We start from the raw sequence: 15938 nt of genomic DNA, 5'->3' as shown, positions 1-15938 counted from the left end.
GGGGCGCGCAGGCTCGGAGAAAGGCGGTGGTCCCGCCGCCTCCTCAGCCGCTGGAGCGCGTCATGACCACCGCCGCCGCCCTCGACGCCGCCGTCCTGGAGGAGCTCGTCTCCGCCGCCGTCGCCGCGCCGTCCATGCACAACACCCAGCCGTGGCGGTTCCGCCTGGAGCCGCGGACCCACACCGTGGAGATCCGGGCCGCCCTCGACCGCGAGCTGCGGGCCGAGGACCCCGAGGGGCGCGGGCTGCACGTCTCCGTCGGCGCCGCCGCGTTCAACCTGCGGCTGGCCGTCGCGCACCGCGGTTGGGAGCCCGTCCTTCGGCTGCTGCCGGACCCGCACGAGCCCCAACTGCTCGCCTCCGTCCGCCTGGCCGGCCGCTCCCCCACGGCCGGGACCACCCGCGCGCCCGAGCTCTACGACCAGATCTGGCGCCGCCACACCAGCCGTCAACCGTTCTCCCCGCAGCCGATCCCCCCGGCCCTGCGCGCCGAGCTCGTCGACGCGGCGCTCGCCGAAGGCACCGTGCTCCACCTGCCCGACGTCGACGAGGCCCGGCGCCTGCTCGCGCTCACGCGCGAGGCCGAGGTCCGCACCATGACGGACCAGGCCCGCCGCGACGAGAGCCGCGCGTGGATCCGGCCGCGTGCCGAGGCCGGCTTCGGCATCCCGCCCGAGGCCCTCGGTCCGCAGGACGCGACCGGGCACCTGCCGATGCGGGACTTCTCCGGCCTGAGGCCGCCGACGCAGCTGCCCGCTCAGCCCTTCGAGCGCTACCCGCAACTGGCCGTCCTCTCCACCCCGCACGACCGCTGCGCCGACTGGCTGCGTACCGGCCTCGCGCTGCAGCACGTGCTGCTGCTGGCCACCCGGGACCAGGTCCGGGCGTCGATGCTGCACCAGGCGATCGAATGGCCGGACCTGCGCTGGATGCTGCGCGACCCGCGCAGCGGACCCGAGCACGTCCAGATGATCGTCCGCCTCGGCTACGGACCCGACGGACCGCCGACGCCGCGGGCGACGGCGGCCGGCTCCCTGTACTGAGCCCGAACGGCCCCGCCCCGGGGCCGAACGGCCCTCCAGGACGGCGCTCGCGACGGAGCAGAGTGCTGTCGTCCCCGGGCACCAACCGGCTCTCACCCCTAGGCGGCGCACGATGGTCACGTCACACGAACTCCCGCGCAGCGCCGAGGCGTTGCTCGCCGACGGCACCGTCGTCACGATCCGCCCGCTCGCCCGGGGCGACCACGACGCGGTCACCGACCTGCACGCCCGTCGGATGTCGCCGGAGAACCAGCGGCTGCGCTTCTTCGGCTACAGCCGCCGCGCCCCGGAACTGACGGCCGACCGGCTGTGCGCCGGGCCCCGGCCGGGGTTCGTCGCGCTCGGCGCGTTCGGTCCGGACGGCGGGCGGCTGGTGGGCGTGGTGGAGTGCGAGGCCGAGACCGACAACCCCGGCCGGGCCGAGCTCGCCGTCGCCGTCGCGGACGACTGGCACCACCGTGGCGTGGCGACGCTGCTGATCGAACACCTGGTGCACGCCGCCCGGGCCCAGGGCGTCACGGTCCTGGTCGCCGACGCGCTCGCCGACAACCACGCCATGCACAAGGTCTTCACCGACCTGGGCCTGGCCACCGACCGCCACTGGGCCGACGCCCAGGTGCGCATCGAGGCCGTCCTCGACGAGACGGCCGCGCCCTATCTCGACGCCGTCGAGTCGCGCGGCAGCCGAGCCGACGTCGCCAGCCTGCGGCCGCTGCTGCGGCCGCGCTCCGTCGCCGTCGTCGGCGTCTCGCGCCGGCCCGGCACGGTCGGGCACAGCCTGCTGCTGAAGATCCGCGACGGCGGCTTCACCGGCTCGCTCTGGCCGGTCAACCCGCACGCCGGGCAGATCGAGGGGCTGCTCTGCTTCCCCTCCCTCGACGCCCTCCCCGGCACCCCCGACCTCGCCGTCCTCGCCGTTCCCGCCAACCAGGTCGCCACGGTGGCCGAGGAGTGCGGCGGGCGGGGCGTGCGGGCCCTGGTGGTGCTCACCGCCGGCCTGTCCCGCACCCAGTCCACCCGCCTGCTGCGCGCCTGCCGCCGCCACAGCATGCGCCTGGTCGGCCCCAACTGCCTGGGCCTGGCCGTCACCGACCCCGGCACCAGCCTCGACGCCGAGTTCGGGCGCGCGGCGCCCAAGCCGGGCGGCGCGGGGGTCGCCGTCCAGTCCGGCGGCGTCGGGATCGCACTGATGGAGCACCTCGACGCGCTGGGAATCGGCGTGTCCGACTTCGTCTCACTCGGCGACAAGTACGACGTGAGCGGCAACGACCTGCTCCAGTGGTGGGAGCAGGACGGCCGGACCAGGCTCGCCCTGCTGCACCTGGAGTCCTTCGGCAGCCCGCGCGCCTTCTCCCGCACCGCGCGTCGGGTCGCCCACAGCATGCCGATCCTCACCGTCGACGCGGGCCGCTCGGTGGCGGGCCGACGGGGCGCCGCCTCGCACACCGCCGCAGCCGCCACCCCGACCGTCACCCGGCAGGCGCTGTTCACCCAGGCCGGTATCACCGCGACCCGCTCCGTCGCCGAACTCGTGGAGACCGCGGCCCTGATGGACTCCCAGCCGCTGCCCGGGGTGACCGGAACCGTCGCGGTGGTCTCCAACGCGGGCGGCATCGGTGTCCTCGCCGCCGACGCCTGCACCGACCACGGCCTGACCGTCCCCGAGCTGCCCGCCCCGCTGGCCCTGCGGCTCGGGGAGCTGCTCCCCGAGGGAGCCGCCACGGCCAACCCCGTCGACGCGACCGCCGCCGTGCCGGCCGAGACCCTGGTCGCCGCCGTGGACGCGCTCGCCGAGAGCGGCGCGGTCGAGGCCGTGCTGCTCTGTCTGGCACCGACGGCACTCGGCGCCGGGCAGAGCGCCGAGGAGGCGCTGGCGCCCCTGCTGGCCGAGTCCGGCCGCCGGACCCGTCCCGTCGCCGTCGTGCTGCTGGACCAGCGCGAACCGGTCCGCCTCCTCACCTGCGCCGACGGCGCCCGGATTCCCGCCTACGCCGACGCGCAGTCGGCCGCCCGCGCCTTGGCGCAGGCGCTGCGCCGCTCGCGCTGGCTCGCCCAGCCGCTCTCGACCGAGCGGGAGACGCCCGGCTGCCGCCCGACGGACGCCGCCGCCCTGGTGGAGCGCCACCTCTCCCAGCACCCGGACGGCGGCTGGCTCGAACCGCCCCTCGTCGCCCGACTGCTGGCCTGCTACGGCCTGCCGATGGCGGACGCGATCTGGTGCGACGGCGAGGAGGCGGTCGTCCAAGCCGCCGCCGTGCTCGCCCGAACCGGCGTCGGTGGCGAGGTCGTCCTGAAGGCCCACTGGCCCGGCCAGGTCCACAAGAGCGACCTCGGCGCCGTGCGGATCACCGCCGCCGAGCCGGACCGGGTCCGCGCCGTGTATGCGGACTTCGTCGCGCGCTTCGGCGAGCGTCTGGACGGCGTGCTCGTCCAGGCCCGCCAGCCGGCCGGCATGGAGCTGCTGGCGGGCGTCGTCCAGGACCCGGTCTTCGGCCCGCTGGTCGTCTTCGGCGCGGGCGGCACCACCGCCGACCTGCTCGACGACCGCACCGCCCGACTCGCGCCCCTCACCGACGCCGACACCGACGCGATGATCACCTCGCTGCGCACCACGCCGCTGCTGTTCGGCTACCGCGGCAACCCGGGTGTCGACCTGGAGCGCCTGGCGGACCTGCTGGCCCGCCTCGGCCGGATAGCCGCCGACCTCCCGCAGCTCGCCGAGGCCGACCTCAACCCACTGATCTGCGGCCCTGACGGAGCCGTCTGCGTCGACGCCCGGATCCGCCTCGAACCACGTCGCACCCCCGACCCCTACCTGCGCCGTCTGCGCCGCCTTCCCGACGCCCCCGGCGAGCCCGCCTGACCCCCGCCCACCGCTCTCCCACGGAAAGGACCGTTGCCATGGCACTCCCCCTGATCGTCGGCTTCGACGGCTCCAAGCCCAGCCTGGCCGCCGCCGAATGGGCCGCGACCGAGGCCACGATGACCGGAGCCCCGCTGCGCCTCGTCCTGGCCCACTGGCCGCACCGCGAGGGCACGCCCGTGCCCGACGCCTACGTGCAACTCCAGAACGAGGCCGTCGACCTGCTCACCCGCACCGTCGAGGACCTGCGCACCCGGCACCTCGGCCTCCAGGTCGACTACGAGCTGCTGGGGGGTGAGGCGCCGACCCAGCTGCTGCACGCGGCCGAACGCGGCAACACCCTCGTCCTCGGCTCGCGCGGCACCGGCGGCTTCGCCGGCCTACTGCTCGGCTCGACGGCCCTGTCCGTGGCGGCCCGCGCCGAGCACCCCGTGGTGCTGGTCCGCGACCACGCCGACCCGCGCCTGCCGCGCCACGGTGTCGTCCTCGGCCTCGAGGTAGGCCAGGACGAGGTAGGCCAGGACACCGCCCCCGTCGTCGAGTTCGCACTGGCCGAGGCCGAGCGACGCCGGACGGCGCTGCGCATCGTGCACGCGTGGCTGCCGTCGTTCTGGTGGGCCCTCGGCCCGATCCCGCCCGGCGAGGCCGAGCGCACGGCCGTGCGCGCGGACGTGACCGAGAAGCTGCGCACGCTGGTCGAGCCGCTCGCGGAGAAGTACCCCGACGTCAAGCTGCACTTCGACGTGCGCACCGGCAGCGCCGCGCACGTCCTGGTCGACGAGGCCGAACACGCCGCGCTGCTCGTCCTCGGCCGGCGCCGGCACCGCGCCGTCTCCGCGATCGGCCCCGCCGCCCATGCGGCGATCCACTACGGCCACAGCGCCGTCGCGATCGTCCCGCACGCCTGACGCCCCCGCCCTCCGGTCCTCGACGAGGTGATCCCATGCTCACCCTCCCGCCCCTCCCGGCGCGGCTGCTCGCCGCGCCCATCGACCTGAACGGCCCCGGCCACTACCTGCACTGGGGCGTGATCCAGATATCCGTGGCCAACCTGGTGGTCATCGGCCTGATGCTGATCGCGTTCGTCGCGGCGATCCTGCTGCCCTTCCCCCGGAAGCGAGGCCGCAGATGAGCGCCACCGAGCACCCCACTGAGCACCTCGCCGAGCACCTGGACACGCACAACTGGACCGGCGCGCTGCGCCGCCGGGCACTGCGTGAGCTCCCACCGGACCGGCTGCTCCCGGACAGCCAGCCCGCCTACATGTCCTCGTGGATCTACCTGTTCGGCGTGCTCACCGTCGCCGCGCTCGCCGTCGTGATCGGCACCGGCTGCGTGCTGGCGCTGAAGGGCCCGCAGTGGTGGCACCTGTCCTCGCTCGGCCACTACGTCAACAGCATGCACCTGTGGAGCGTCGAGCTGTTCCTCGCCTTCATGGTGATCCACCTGTGGGGCAAGTTCTTCATGGCCGCGTGGCGCGGCAAGCGCGCGATGACCTGGATGACCGGTGTGGTCGCCTTCCTTGCCTCGATCGGCACGGCCTTCACCGGCTACCTGGCCCAGCAGAACCTCGACTCGCAGTGGATCTCCACCCAGGCCAAGGACGGCCTCAACTCCGTCGGCATCGGCGCGTACTTCAACGTCATGGACTTCGGCCAGATGCTCATGTGGCACATCGTGCTGCTGCCCGCAGCGATCGGTGTGCTGACGGTCTGGCACCTGGTGCTGGTCCGCCGGCGCGGCATCGTCCCGCCGATCGGCGCCGTCCCGCCCGAGGACGAGAACACGAGCGAGAAGGAGGACCGGCCGTGAAGCGCGGACGCACCCGCGAGCAGACCCCGGACAGCCACGCCTTCCCGACCCGGCCCTACGACCTGGTCAAGGAGGCCGTGATCGCCGTCATCGCGGTCACCCTGCTCACCTTCGGCCTCGCGGCCGTGTTCTCCTCCCCCGACGAGAAGCCCGTCACCGTCGCCACCTGGTCGCAGGCCGACCCGGCGGACTTCACCGCCACGGCGGTGACCGAGCTCGGCGGCACCAGCGCCACCGCGCAGTACGGGCCGCCGTACAACACCGCCGCCGACGGCCAGAAGCTCGGCCCGCTCCCGCTGCAAACGTGGGCGGGCGTCAAGCACCCCATCGACACCGCCAACGACTTCGTGCTCCAGCCACTGCGGCAGACCCCGGAGCCGGCCGCCGTCACCGCCGCCCTGGCCCGGTGGAACGCCGCCTCCGCGGACCAGCAGACGAAGTGGACCGGCGCCTACTCCGACGCGCTCGGCAAGGCGCCGAACGGCGATCCCGCCAAGGTCGCCGCAGGTGACTACGGCCCCGTCCCGGTCCTCACCGCCCGGCTGCTGCAGCTCGGTCAGTCCGGCACGCTGGACGCCCAACTCCTGGCCGAGGGGCACTACTTCCAGACCGACTACACCCGCGCCCTGCTCTTCCTCGCCGACGGCTCCTACCTCCAGGACCAGGCCCGGACCCAGCACCTGGGCGGCGACCAGTGGGGCATGATGAACGAGACCGGCAACTACCCGGGCCAGGCCTGGCTGTGGCTGTACACGTTCTGGTACCAGGTCCAGCCCTACAAGAGCTCGACCAACGCCGACGCCCTGGTCTGGGGCACCATGGCCCTGCTCAGCGCCCTGCTCCTGCTCCTGCCGTTCATCCCCGGCCTGCGCGACATCCCGCGCCTGACCCGCGTCTACAAGCTCATCTGGCGCGACTGGTACCGCGACCACCCGACACCCAACCCCGGCACAGCAAGGACCTGACGCGGTCCGGCCTGCCCGCTCGACACCACGCAAATCGGTTGTCGGGCTGGCATGAGCCCTTCAGAATCAAGGACGTGATCACCTCTCCTCGCAGCCGCCGTACGCCCACCGTCACGCCTGCAGAGGATCACGACTTTGACGACCTACACGCTTCGCACGTACACCGCTGACGACGAGAACTCCTGGCTGCGCTGCAGGGTCCTGTCCTTCCTGAGCACCCCGTACTTCGACGCCGTCGAGCGGACCAAGCCCGCGATCGCGGCGCCCGGGCCGGAGCTGGTCGTGGTCGACGGGGACGACCACGTCGTCGGCATCATGGACACCGGCATCGAGGGCGGCCTCGCGACGATCGACACCGTTGCGATCCACCCCGACCACCAGCGCCGGGGGCTGGGCACGCGGCTGCTGCAGGAGACCCGCGCGCGGGTGCGCGCCGCCGGGGCGGACGTGCTGGACGCCTGGACCCGGGACCACGAGCCGACCCTCGCCTGGTACCGGTCGGTGGGCTTCGCCGAGAGCGACCACTACCTGCACGTCTACGCCGACCTGTACACCGATCCCGCCGAGCCGCAGCGCGCCGTCGTCACGGCCGGTGCGGACCTGCGGCCGGTCCGCGCGTTCCTGCACGCGCCCTTGGCCCAGGAGGAGAGGCTGCGGGGCGAGTTCGCCCGCGTCCACGTGTGCCGGCGCTTCTCCATGACGGCCTGACCATGACGGCCTGACCGGGCCGGAACGCGCGCGACCCCGGCAGGGTTGCCCTGCCGGGGTCGCGCGGTGCCCTGAGAAATCAGGAGGTGCCGTTCTTGCCGATCATCCACCAGCGCGGGTTGCCCGAGCTGTCCATCGTCAGCGGCACGCCGGTGACGTCCGCCTGGGTGGCGGCGAACTGGCTGCTCTCCCACAGCGGGATCAGCGGCACGTAGTCGGCCACGTCGTTCTGGATCGTCGTGTAGTCACCCTGGGCCTGCAGGCGCGGGCTCTTCCCCAGGGCCTTGGCGATCAGGCTCTGCGACACGGCGTAACCGTTGAAGACGATGTTGCGCTTCCCGATCAGCGGGTTCACGTAGTCGTCGGGGTCGAGGTAGTCGGAGTACCAGGTCAGCGAGTACATGTCGAAGATGGGCTTCTTGACGTTCAGCAGCGCGGCCGCCAGCTTGCCGTGCGTCATGTAGTCCTTCAGCGAGACCTTGAACAGGCCGTCCTGCTCCAGCTCCTGCTGGAGCAGCTGGGCTTCCTTGGTGATGGCCTGGTCACCCCTGCTGTAGTAGGAGTAGGTGATGGTGACCGGGAGGGTCACCCCGGCCTTCTTCAGCTGCTCCTTGACCTTGGTGGCGGTCCAGGCCTGCCGGCCGAAGGTGTTGGCGAAGCTGTTGGTCGCGTCGGTGATCCCCGCGGGGAGGATCGTGTAGGCCGGGTTGACGGTGTGGTTGAACGCCTGGGAGACGATCGCGTTCCGGTCGACCAGCTCGGCCACCGCCTTGCGCAGCGCCGGGTTGGTGAAGGGGCCGGCGACGGTGTTCAGGGCCAGCATGTGGATACCACCGCCCGGGCCCGAGTCCACCTGCAGGCCCGTACCGAGCTGCTGGTTCTGCTGCATGGCGACGACGTCGTCGGCGCTGAGGTCGGCGATGACCGCGTCGACGTCCTGGCTGTCCAGCGCCTTCTTGGTGCCGGTCTGGTCCGCGTAGTACTTCAGGTCGATGCCCGAGTTGCGCGGGGGCGAGGCGGCACCCTGGTAGTTGGGGTTCAGCGAGAGCTTGACCTCGCTGGGCTGCTTGTTGGCGCCCGAGCCGGTGAAGCTGACCGAGTCGATCATGTAGCGGCCGGAGCCGACGACGTTGGTGTCGTCCGTCGCCGCCTCCTTGTTCGCCTGCAGCGTCTTCGGGTCGATGATCGACGCGACGCCGGAGGCGAGACGGGCCGGCATGGTGGCGTCCGGGACCTTCAGGTGGAAGACGACCGTGCTGTCGCCCTGGGTCTCCACCGACTTGATGGTGGAGCTCAGGATCGGGGACGGGCCCTGGGCGTCGGCGATCGCGATGACGCGGTCGATCGAGAACTTCACCGCGGCGGCGTTCAGCGGGTCACCGTTGGAGAACTTCATGTTCGGGCGCAGGACGCACTTGTACGTCTCGTCGGTCGTGTCGGTGTAGCCGCACTTCTGGGCCGCGTCCTCGGCCGGGGTGTTCGAGCCGGGCGGGTAGGTCATCAGACCCTGGTAGATGTTGTAGTAGAGGTCCCACGCGCCGATGTCGTAGGCCTGCGCCGGGTCGAGGGTGGAGTACGCGTTGGCCGAGCCCACCTTGATGACCACGTTGGGAGCCCCCGCCACGGAGGAACCCTGCTTCGAGGAGCCGCACCCGGTGGTGGTGGCGATCAGGCCTACGCAGCTCAGTGCTGCCAGCCGCTTGACTGCTGACATGGTGTTCCGTATCTCCCTGGTCGGCTGTGCAGCGACGCCCTGCGGCACCCCGGCACAGGGCGTCCACAGGCTCGCGAAGATCGTGATGTGGCAGCCTCCCATACCGCTTGCATGCACATGCAACCGGCCCCTGGCTCATTCGCACCCCAACGCAGCCGGTTCGCAGACGATTTGAGCGCTCCTGTCCACGCAAATCCGACTTGGGCCCGGGCCCACCGCGCCCCGCGGCACCCGGCCGGACGGGTGGGTGTGATGGTGGATCAGTGTCAATTCGGTGTCGACGCGATGTCAGGCCGATTTCACCGCACGCCAGGGGTCAGCGCGCCACAGCGGTCGACCGCGTACCAACAGCCCGCAGTTCTCGCACCAGAGCCCGGACGACGGCAGAACCTGCCAGCTCAGGGGTGGTGACGTATCCGATGCGGCGGGTCGGCCGCTCCGGACCGAGATCGGTGATCTCGACCGAGTGCGGTGCTCCCATCAGGGAGAGCGCGGGCATGATCGCCATTCCGTGACCACTGCTCACAAGCGAGAGCACCGCTCCGTCGTCCTCGGCCTCGACCGTCGCCTTCGGGATCCAGTCCTGCGCAGCCCACCAGGCGCGCGTGTACGACCCGCAGTTCTCGACCCAGTCGACCAGCGGGAGGGATCGCGGGTCGCCACGACCTGCCGGGTGCACCAGCGCGTATTCCTCCTCCAGCAGCCCGTGCGCCACCACCCCCGCCGGCAGCGGCGTGGAGCCGTCCAAGGTCGCGAGGGCGATGTCCGCCCGTCCGTCGGCCACCTCGCCCGCCGTCCCGCGCCCGACCTCGCGCACGATCCGCACCTGCGGCTCGATCCCCGGACACCGGGCGCGCAGCCGCTGCAGCACCGGTGGCAGCAGGTGCAGCGCCGCACTGCGGAACGCTGCGATCCGCAGCGGACCCGCCGCCTCCGGCCCGACGCCGTCCGCCCCAGCTGCCCGGGCCGCCCCGCGCGCCTCGGCGGCGAGCACGTCCAGCAGCCGCAGGACGCGGCGCGCGTGCGTCACCGCCTTCTCCCCCGCCGGAGTGGGACGGGCCCCGCCGCGCCCGCGCTCGAAGAGCACCACGCCGATCTTGCCCTCGCTGCCGCGCACCGAGTGGGAGACCGCGGACTGGGTCAGCCCCAGCGCCTGCGCGGCGGACGAGAAGCCGCCGGAATCGGCGACCGCCACCAGGATCCGCAGCTCGTGGGGGGCGAGATCGCCTTCGGTCGTGCGGGCCACAGGGCGCTCACCTCACGGTATGAGGACTGCTCATGGAACGGTGCGTCATATGAGCGCAACCCGCTGCCGGGGGAACGCATTCCCGTCCTACCGTCCCCGCATGAACGACACCGCGCTCACCGTCCACCAGACCGCCCGCCCGTACGGCTTCCCCACCACCGATCACTTCGCCGTCGTCGAGTCCGCCCTCCCCGCACCCGCCTCCGGCACCGCCCTGGTGGAGAACCTCTACTGGTCCGTCGACCCGTACCACCGCGAGATGATGGACGACGCCCCAGGCGGCTTCGCGCTCCACACCCCGTTGGAGGGCCGCACGCTCGGACGCGTGGTCGCCTCGCGCACGCCGGAGCTGCCCGAGGGCGAGATCGTCCTCCACCGCCAGGGCTGGCGCACGCACGCGGTCGTCTCTCCTGCGGAGATCCGCCGCCTGCCCCGGTTCGACGGCGTCCCGCTGACCGCGTTCCTCAGCATCCTGGGCGGCACGGGCCTGACCGCCTACGTCGGCCTGACCCGCATCGCCCGCCTGCGCGAGGGCGACGACCTCTTCGTCTCCGGCGCCGCCGGCGGCGTCGGCACCGCCACCGGCCGCTTCGCCCGCCTGCTCGGCGCGGGACGCCTTGTCGGCAGCGCCGGCTCCGCGGCGAAGGTCGCCCACCTCACCGGCGAGGTGGGCTACGACGCGGCCTTCGACTACCACGACGGCCCCACCGCCGACCTGCTCGCCGAGGCCGCCCCGGACGGCATCGACGTCTTCGTCGACAACGTCGGCGGCGAGCAGCTGTCCGCGGCGGTGGGCGCGCTCCGCGAGTTCGGCCGCATCGTCCGCATCGGCACGATCAGCCAGTACAACACCCCGGACGCCCCGCCACCCCGCTTCGACCACGCCGACCTGGTGGAGAAGAGCCTCCGCATGGAGGGCTTCCTCGTCAGCAACTACCGCGACCTCCAGGACGAGCTTCACGCCTTCGCGGTCCCCCACCTGCAGAGCGGCCGTCTGGTGGAGGACACCACCGTCGTCGACGGCTTCGAGCACCTCGTCCACGCCTTCCTCGGCATGCTCCGCGGCCACCACACCGGCAAGATCATCATCCGCGCCGAGAGCGAGACCCCGGCCCCGGCGCCCCGCGGAGTCGGGCCGGAGCTGGTGGCCGGGCCGGGGTCGTCGGGCCGGGCTTAGCATGCGGGGGTGAGCGAGGAAGGGCGTGCACCGACCATCTACGACGTGGCCCGGCTGGCGGGCGTGGCGCCGTCGACGGTGTCGCGGGCGTTCTCGCGGCCCGGGCGGGTGGGCGCGGAGACGGCCGCGCGGGTGCACGCGGCGGCCGGCGAGCTGGGTTACCGGGCGAACCCGCTCACGCGGGCGCGGCAGAGCGGACGGACGGGCGCTGTCGGGCTGATCGTCTCGGATGTGACCAATCCCGTGCACTTCGGCATCATCCGCGGCGTCGAGGAGGCGGCGGCCCGCGCCGGGTACACGATGCTGCTGGCCGACGCACAGGAGTCGGAGGAGCACGAGCGCACCGCCCTGGAGCGGCTGCTGCCCGGCGTCGACGGGATGGTGCTGGCCAGCTCGCGGAGCTCGGACCGGGCGATCCGGGCGATCGCCAAGCAGCGGCCCCTGGTGGTGCTGAACCGGATCGTCCCCGGCAGCCGCTGCGTCGTGGCCGACACCGAGGCGGGGGTCCGCAGCGCACTCGCCCACCTGCGGGAGCTGGGCCACCACGCGGTCACCTACGTCGCCGGCCCGGCCGCGTCCTGGGCGGACGGGCGGCGCTGGCGCGCGCTGCTGGACCTCGGCCCGGAGCACGGCCTGAAGGTCACCCGGGTCGGCTCCCCCGCACCCACCGTCTCGGGCGGGCTCGCCGCCACGGCGGAGTTGCTGCGCGCCCGGCCCACCGCCGTCGTCGCCTACAACGACCTGCTGGCGATCGGCCTGCTGCGCGGCCTCGCCGAGGCGGGGGTCGACGTGCCCGGGCAGACGAGCGTGGTGGGCTTCGACAACATCTTCGGCGCGGACATCTGCACACCCCCGCTGACCACCGTCGCCGCGCCGTTGCGGGCCATCGGCTCGCAGGCGTTCCTGGAGCTGCACCGCCAGCTCGACCGCGAACCGCTGCGTGCGCAGCCCGTGCTGACGCTGCCGACACAGCTCGTCGTCCGCGCGTCCACGGCGGCACGCCGCCGACACGCCGACTGACGTCGGCCGGAAGCGGCCACAAGCGCACGACAACACGCGGCAACAGGTTGCCGGCCCGGTGGCGGCGCGGCCTAGAGTCGCGCACAGGCGCCGATCCGGTGCTTTGGGCGCGTGTGCGCGTGGGCCCATGTGCGCGTGTGCCTGTGCGTCGAGGAGGTAGCAGGTGACCGACCCCCTGACAGCCGCCCTGTCCGGTGCGGAGGCGCGGGCCGAGGAACGGGTGACCGCGCTGCTGCGCGGGTGCGCGCCGCTCGGGGTGGCCTTCTCCGGCGGTGTGGACTCCTCCGTCCTGCTGGCCCTGGCGCTCCGCGCGCTCGGACGCGACAAGGTCGTGGCGGTGCTCGGTGTCTCGCCGAGCCTGGCCTCGGACGAGCGAGCCGGGGCGCACCGTGTCGCCGCGCACCTGGGCGCCCGTCTGGTGGAGGTGGAGACCGCCGAGGGCGAGCTGCCCGCCTACCGGGCCAACGGCCCGGACCGCTGCTTCCACTGCAAGAACGAGCTGTTCACCCGGATCTCGGAGTCCGTGGCCGCCGCGCACGGTCTCGCCGCCGTCGCCTACGGCGAGAACGCCGACGACGTGCTGCGCCCGGACCGGCCCGGCAGCCGCGCGGCGACCCTGCACGCGGTGCTGCGTCCCCTCGCGGACGCGGGGATCGACAAGGCGCAGGTCCGACGGATCGCCCGCGCTCTCGCGCTGCCCTGCGCGGACAAGCCGGCCGCACCCTGCCTGGCCTCGCGGATCCCGCACTTCGAGGAGGTCACCCCGGCCAAGCTGGCCCAGGTCGAGCAGGCCGAACACGCCTTGCGTGCGCTCGGCTTCGGCGACGGCCGGGTGCGGCACCACGGCGAGGTGGCCCGCGTCGAGCTGCCTGTGGAGGACCTCGCCCGCGCGGCGGGACCGCTGCGCGAGCCGTTGCTTGCGGCGGTGCGCGGGGCAGGTTTCCGGATGGTCGCCCTGGACCTGGCGGGCATCCAGTCCGGTGCGTTCACGCTGCCGCTGGTCGAGGTGCGGCCGGGCGAGACGCCGCGCGCCGAGGTGAGGGCGGCCCAGGCACCGTCGGCCCAGGCAGCGGGCGCCGAGGCAAGGGCGGCCGAGGTACCGTCGGTCCAGGCAGCGCGCACCAACGTACCGACGACCGAGGCACCGCGCGCCGGAGAGGTGACGACCCGTGACTGACCGCTGGACGCCGCCCGCAGCACTGGAGGACTTCGCCCACCTCGACCACGACCGGGCGGCCCGCCGTGGCTATCCGGAGGCGGTCTACTGCGAGGGCAAGACGCCGGACCAGGTCCGCGCGATCGCCGCCGCCGTCGCCGAACGGGCCGCACCGACCCTCTTCACCCGGGCGGCGCCCGAGCTCGCCCGTGCCGTGCTCGCCGAGCTGCCGGATGCCCGCCACGACACCGACGCCCGCCTGCTGGCCTGGCCGCCACTGCCACCGGAGCCCTCCGGCGGCCTCGTGGTCGTCCTGGCGGCGGGCACCTCGGACCTGCCCGTCGCCCGCGAGGCACAGCTGACCGCGCTTCACCTGGGCCGCGCCACCGAGCTGGTGGTCGACGTGGGCGTCGCGGGCCTGCACCGCGTGCTGGCCCGACTGGACCTGCTGCGCCGGGCCCGCGTGCTCGTCGTCGCGGCAGGGATGGACGGGGCGCTGCCGAGCGTCGTGGCGGGGCTGGTGTCGGCGCCGGTCGTGGCCGTCCCGACCTCCGTGGGCTACGGGGCGGCGTTCGGCGGGGTCGCGCCGCTGCTGTCGATGCTCAACGCCTGCTCCCCCGGCGTGGCGGTGGTCAACATCGACAACGGCTACGGCGCGGGCCACCTCGCGGCCCAGATCGCGGCGCCGCAGGCCTGAGCGACGGGGCTCAGCCGCCGAGGTCCGCCGGGATCGGCCGCCCTTGGATCAGACCGCGCGCGGCGGCGGCGTGCTCGGCCGCGGCCAGCACCGTCCGGACGGGGAGGTCGAGCGCGGCGGCGAGGCGCGCGGCGGGGTCGAACTCCGGGGTGACCTGGACGATCACGCCGTCCTGGTGGCCGACCTTGACGGGCAGTGCGGCGCCGGAGACCTCGACCTCGGCCCAGCAGCGCGCGAGCGCGGTCTTGCGCACGCGATGCTCGCGCACGCCGAGGGTCGTGGTCTCGCGGAAGACGACGGCTCGCAGCGCGGCGGCGCGGTCGGGTCGCGCCAGGACGGAGAGGGTGTGCGCGGGGCGGCCCTTCTTCATCAGCACCGGCGTCAACCACGCGTCGGACGCGCCCGCGTGAAGCAGCGCGGCAAGTACGGCGGGCCACACGCGCGGGTCGAGGTCGTCGACGTTCGCCTCCAGGACGACGGCCTCACCGGGATCGCCGGTGTCGGACTCGGACTCAGGCTCAGGCTCGGACTCAGGCTCAGGCTCAGGCTCAGGCTCAGGCTCAGGCTCGGACTCCGACTCAGACTCAGGCTCGGACTCAGGCTCAGGCTCGGACTCAGGCTCAGGCTCGGACTCAGGCTCAGGCTCGGACTCAGGCTCAGGCTCGGACTCAGGCTCAGGCTCGGACTCAGGCTCGGGCTCGGGCTCCGACTCAGGCTCGGACTCAGGCTCGGGCTCCGACTCAGGCTCGGGTTCGGACTCGGGCTCCGACTCAGGCTCGGACTCAGGCTCGGGCTCCGACTCAGGCTCGGGTTCGGGCTCGGGCGCCGAGCCCACCAGCACCCGCACCACGTTGGGCCGCCCCGGGGTGTCGCGGCCGCCCGCGCCGACGCCCACGGCGTCCAGGCGCAGCGGCGGCAGGTCCTCGCACACCGCCGCGAGCGCGGTGACCAGGGCCATCCCCGTCGGCGTGGCCAGCTCGCCCGCGCCGCCCGCGAACACCCGCCACCCCACGGCGAGTTCCGCAACCGCCGGAACCGGCACCGGTAGCTCCCCGTGCGCCGTCCGGACCCGTCCCGAGCCGACCGCCACCTGACCGGCCGTCAACCGCTCGACGCCCAAAGCGTCCAGCGCCGCGCAGACGCCGACCACGTCGGCGATGGAGTCCCACGCGCCGACCTCGTGGAAGTGCACGTCGTCGGCGGTCACGCCGTGGACGCGGGCCTCTGCCTCGGCGAGCCGGGTGAAGACCGCGACCGCGCGCGTGCGGACGGGCTCGGCCAGCGTCGCGTCGTCGAGCAGCGCGCGGATCGTCCGCCAGGTGCGGTGCGGCTGGTCGGCCTGCAACGGTTCGACGTGGACGCGGGTCGCCCGCAACCCGGCACGGATCACCTGCTCCGCGCGCAGCCGCACGCAGCCCGGGACCACCGCGTCCACCGCGGCCTGCAGGCCGTCCAGCCGCGCACCCGCGTCGACGAGCGCGCCGAGCAGCATGTCCCCGGCCACGCCCGAGCCCGCGTCGATCCAGGCAGCGTGCAT

14 protein-coding genes are annotated in these 15938 nt (G+C 73.5%); 11 read left to right on the top strand and 3 right to left on the bottom strand.

The genetic code is table 11. From position 1 onward, the window contains the following. The first annotated feature begins 62 nt into the window (after window positions 1-62). The 7 genes from BMY61_RS19055 to BMY61_RS19025 all read left to right on the top strand — a co-directional run bounded on the left by BMY61_RS19055 (window position 63) and on the right by BMY61_RS19025 (window position 7391). Window positions 63-1043: an Acg family FMN-binding oxidoreductase gene (locus tag BMY61_RS19055; RefSeq protein WP_042445443.1), complete on the top strand. Its 981-nt coding sequence runs from the start codon at window positions 63-65 to the stop codon at window positions 1041-1043. Between the two features lie 112 nt (window positions 1044-1155). After that, entirely contained in the window at window positions 1156-3906 is a 2751-nt protein-coding gene (locus BMY61_RS19050; protein WP_042445440.1) for a bifunctional acetate--CoA ligase family protein/GNAT family N-acetyltransferase, read from the top strand. Between the two features lie 38 nt (window positions 3907-3944). After that, window positions 3945-4814, top strand: a complete 870-nt coding sequence (locus tag BMY61_RS19045) for a universal stress protein (RefSeq protein WP_042445437.1) — start codon at window positions 3945-3947, stop codon at window positions 4812-4814. A gap of 35 nt (window positions 4815-4849) precedes the next feature. After that, on the top strand, window positions 4850-5038 hold the full coding sequence (locus BMY61_RS19040) for a hypothetical protein (RefSeq protein ID WP_042445434.1): 189 nt from the start codon (window positions 4850-4852) through the stop codon (window positions 5036-5038). After that, window positions 5035-5718 carry a cytochrome b N-terminal domain-containing protein gene (locus BMY61_RS19035; RefSeq protein WP_042445433.1) on the top strand — a complete coding sequence of 228 codons (684 nt, stop codon included), beginning with the start codon at window positions 5035-5037 and terminating at the stop codon, window positions 5716-5718. Before BMY61_RS19040 ends, BMY61_RS19035 begins: the two co-directional genes overlap by 4 nt. Next, window positions 5715-6683: a hypothetical protein gene (locus BMY61_RS19030; protein WP_042445430.1), complete on the top strand. Its 969-nt coding sequence runs from the start codon at window positions 5715-5717 to the stop codon at window positions 6681-6683. Before BMY61_RS19035 ends, BMY61_RS19030 begins: the two co-directional genes overlap by 4 nt. A gap of 135 nt (window positions 6684-6818) precedes the next feature. Next, on the top strand, window positions 6819-7391 hold the full coding sequence (locus BMY61_RS19025) for a GNAT family N-acetyltransferase (RefSeq protein WP_042445427.1): 573 nt from the start codon (window positions 6819-6821) through the stop codon (window positions 7389-7391). Window positions 7392-7470: 79 nt separating this feature from the next. Here the strand turns inward: BMY61_RS19025 and BMY61_RS19020 are convergent, their stop codons facing one another. Both BMY61_RS19020 and BMY61_RS19015 read right to left on the bottom strand, forming a co-directional pair. Continuing rightward, window positions 7471-9105, bottom strand: coding sequence for an ABC transporter substrate-binding protein (locus BMY61_RS19020; RefSeq protein ID WP_161791226.1), 1635 nt, complete (start codon window positions 9103-9105; stop codon window positions 7471-7473). A gap of 316 nt (window positions 9106-9421) precedes the next feature. Further along, window positions 9422-10351 (bottom strand): LysR family transcriptional regulator, encoded by a 930-nt coding sequence (locus BMY61_RS19015; RefSeq protein ID WP_042445421.1) that lies wholly within the window; start codon window positions 10349-10351, stop codon window positions 9422-9424. 100 nt (window positions 10352-10451) lie between these two features. On the opposite strand from BMY61_RS19015, the gene BMY61_RS19010 reads away from it, so the two are divergent. The 4 genes from BMY61_RS19010 (at window position 10452) to larB (ending at window position 14401) form a co-directional block, all read left to right on the top strand. After that, a complete protein-coding gene (locus tag BMY61_RS19010; RefSeq protein ID WP_082014907.1) occupies window positions 10452-11528 on the top strand; it encodes an NADP-dependent oxidoreductase in 1077 nt (358 codons plus the stop codon). 9 nt (window positions 11529-11537) lie between these two features. Then, the gene (locus BMY61_RS19005; RefSeq protein WP_042445417.1) at window positions 11538-12548 is read left to right on the top strand and encodes a LacI family DNA-binding transcriptional regulator; all 1011 of its coding nucleotides are present in this window, start codon (window positions 11538-11540) and stop codon (window positions 12546-12548) included. Between the two features lie 163 nt (window positions 12549-12711). Beyond that, a complete protein-coding gene (gene larE / locus BMY61_RS19000; RefSeq protein ID WP_082014906.1) occupies window positions 12712-13725 on the top strand; it encodes an ATP-dependent sacrificial sulfur transferase LarE in 1014 nt (337 codons plus the stop codon). Continuing rightward, window positions 13718-14401 (top strand): nickel pincer cofactor biosynthesis protein LarB, encoded by a 684-nt coding sequence (larB, locus tag BMY61_RS18995; protein WP_042445414.1) that lies wholly within the window; start codon window positions 13718-13720, stop codon window positions 14399-14401. Before larE ends, larB begins: the two co-directional genes overlap by 8 nt. A gap of 10 nt (window positions 14402-14411) precedes the next feature. On the opposite strand, the gene larC is transcribed toward larB, so the two are convergent. Then, window positions 14412-15938 (bottom strand): nickel pincer cofactor biosynthesis protein LarC, encoded by a 1527-nt coding sequence (larC, locus tag BMY61_RS18990; protein ID WP_075003970.1) that lies wholly within the window; start codon window positions 15936-15938, stop codon window positions 14412-14414.

This window comes from Streptacidiphilus jiangxiensis (genome assembly GCF_900109465.1).
Classification (GTDB): Bacteria; Actinomycetota; Actinomycetes; order Streptomycetales; family Streptomycetaceae; genus Streptacidiphilus; species Streptacidiphilus jiangxiensis.
The sequence above is the reverse complement of the archived record's forward strand: the minus strand, read 5'-3'. Positions and strand labels throughout refer to the sequence as shown.